General features: G+C 59.0%; 2 protein-coding genes and 1 pseudogene. 1 reads left to right on the top strand and 2 read right to left on the bottom strand.

All coding sequences use genetic code 11. The features are described from left to right. Window positions 1–85: 85 nt before the first annotated feature. Entirely contained in the window at window positions 86–607 is a 522-nt protein-coding gene (locus QMX93_RS30605; RefSeq protein ID WP_053121866.1) for a DUF3455 domain-containing protein, read from the bottom strand. Between the two features lie 201 nt (window positions 608–808). Between QMX93_RS30605 and QMX93_RS30600 the strand changes: the two genes are divergently transcribed. Next, the gene (locus QMX93_RS30600) at window positions 809–1,432 is read left to right on the top strand and encodes a glutathione S-transferase N-terminal domain-containing protein (protein WP_282359324.1); all 624 of its coding nucleotides are present in this window, start codon (window positions 809–811) and stop codon (window positions 1,430–1,432) included. A 28-nt stretch (window positions 1,433–1,460) separates the two neighbouring features. Here the strand turns inward: QMX93_RS30600 and QMX93_RS30595 are convergent. Next, window positions 1,461–1,859, bottom strand: a pseudogene (locus QMX93_RS30595) (CBS domain-containing protein); the annotation flags it as partial. Window positions 1,860–2,135 lie beyond the last annotated feature (276 nt).

The raw sequence follows: 2,135 nt of genomic DNA, 5'->3' as shown, positions 1-2,135 counted from the left end.
GCTCGCGAAGGCGGTATGTCAGTTGACCCGTGCGTCACAGACCTACCGCTTTCGCGAGCAAGCTCGGCTCCTACAAAAGCATGGATCAGTTCGCCGCCCAGAAAATGTAATCGGCCTGATACTTCACCACTTCCTGCTTGCCCTTGTTCGCCGCCGTGCATTCACTGCCCGGCGCCACGCCGCCCTTGAGCGCAACGCGCTGGATATAACTCACACCACTCATCGCGCCTTTGCCTTCAGCAGGGTTGGCCTTGACCAGTTGATAAGGCAGATTCCCCGGTGTCGACGGCGCTACGGCCAGTTGCGTGCCGGTGACTTTCGAACCGTCCTTGGCCTGCCACGTAGCCGGCGGGCCGAAATAAGTGCCGACCTGCTTGCCGCTGCGATCGTTGAGCACCGCTTTCGGGCCAACGAACGTCCACTCGGTCTGCCCGGCGGCGTTGGGTTTGTCGCGGCATTCATAAGTAATCTCGCCAACCCCGGTGGTTTCCATGGCGATCTTGTGGCCGTCCGGCACTTTGATCGCATCGGGATAACTGCTTTGGGCGAAGGTCGTCGAGGTGACGGCGAGCAAACCGGTGAAGCCAATCAGTTGGGTGATGTTCATCAGGTGTTCTCCGAAAAGGGTAAACCGCTGACAGCCGAGGAGGGCTGTTACAGGGACTACCCGTGGCGGAGCGGTTTGGATGCAGTGCCTGAAAAATAAATTTCAAACACCCTGAAGCCCCACTGGGCAGGGAGGTAGACCCAAAGGCTGCAAATGCACTACAACTGAAGTGGGCGGATAACCAATCGAAAGGGGGGAGCTATGTATCAACTCTACGGACATCGAAATTCCGGCGCAGCCGCCATCGAAGCGGCGCTGGAGCTGTGCCAGATCGCCTATCGCTTCATCGATATCGAAGCCAGCAGCGAGGCCGCCGAGGCGCTGGCCAAGCTCAATCCGCTGAAACAGATCCCGACCCTGCAATTGCCCGACGGCAGTGCGCTGACCGAAAGCGCGGCGATTCTGATTCACCTCGGCCTGACCTTTCCCAAGTCCGATTTGCTGCCAGTCGAGGCCGCCGAGCGCGACCAGGCGATTCGCGGCATGGTTTATATCGTCAGCAATTGTTACGCAGCGATTGGCGTGATCGATTATCCAGAGCGCTGGCTATTGATGCCCGACGAAGCGTCGCGACAGAACCTGATGGCCGGCGCCCGTGAGCGATTGCACTGGAGTTGGGAAGTGTTTGCCGACCAGTTCTCCGCCGAGCTGTACCTGGACGACGAAACGCCGGGTGCGCTGGATGTGTTGGCGGCGGTGGTAACCCGTTGGGCGGGGAGCCGCGAGCATTTGCGTCAGACGCGGCCGGGGTTTTACGCGTGGCTGCAACGCATTGACCGGCACCCGGTGCTGTCCCCGGTGTTTGCCCGGCATTGGCCTGCTTGAGCCCGACGCAAAACCAAATGTAGGAGTGAGCCTGCTCGGCAATGGCTTCCTTGACCAGGTCACCAATCGACAGCAGCCCGATCAACTTGCCATCCTGCACCACCGGCAAATGGCGCAGACGCTTGTCGGACATGATGCCCAGGCACGTGTCGACGGTCTGGTGCGTATCGACGGTGATCACCGGCGAGACCATGATGTCGCGCACCGGCGTGCCCACCGACGAACGGCCATGCAGCACCAGCTTACGGGCGTAATCGCGCTCACTGATGATGCCCAGCACTTCATCGTTCTCCACCACCAGCAAGGCGCCGACGTTTTTCTCGGCCATCTTCATCAGCGCTTCGAGCACCATGTGATCAGGTTTGATCTGGTGCACTTCCTGATTTTTCTGATCTTTGAGCTTGAGCAGTTGGGCGACGGTCTTCATGGCGGTTACTCAGGTGTTGTCGTTGTTATCCAAGCATCGTAGACCCTGAGGCGCAGGGCAAGGTGACAAAGCGGCAGATAGCACGCAAAAAACGTCATTTCCCGAAAAAAAGCCCGAACACACAACCATTCTTGGAGGGAACCTCTGTGGCGAGGGGATTTATCTGTGGAGAGGGGATTTATCTGTGGCGAGGGGATTTATCCCCGTTGGCCTGCGCAGCAGGCCCGCTTGTAAGTCAAAAGCGGGGCTGCTTCGCAACCCAGCGGGGATAAATCC

Origin of the sequence: Pseudomonas sp. PS01303 (assembly GCF_029959385.1) — a bacterium.
Taxonomy (GTDB): domain Bacteria; phylum Pseudomonadota; class Gammaproteobacteria; order Pseudomonadales; family Pseudomonadaceae; genus Aquipseudomonas; species Aquipseudomonas rustica.
This window is presented reverse-complemented; position numbering and strand designations above follow the sequence as displayed.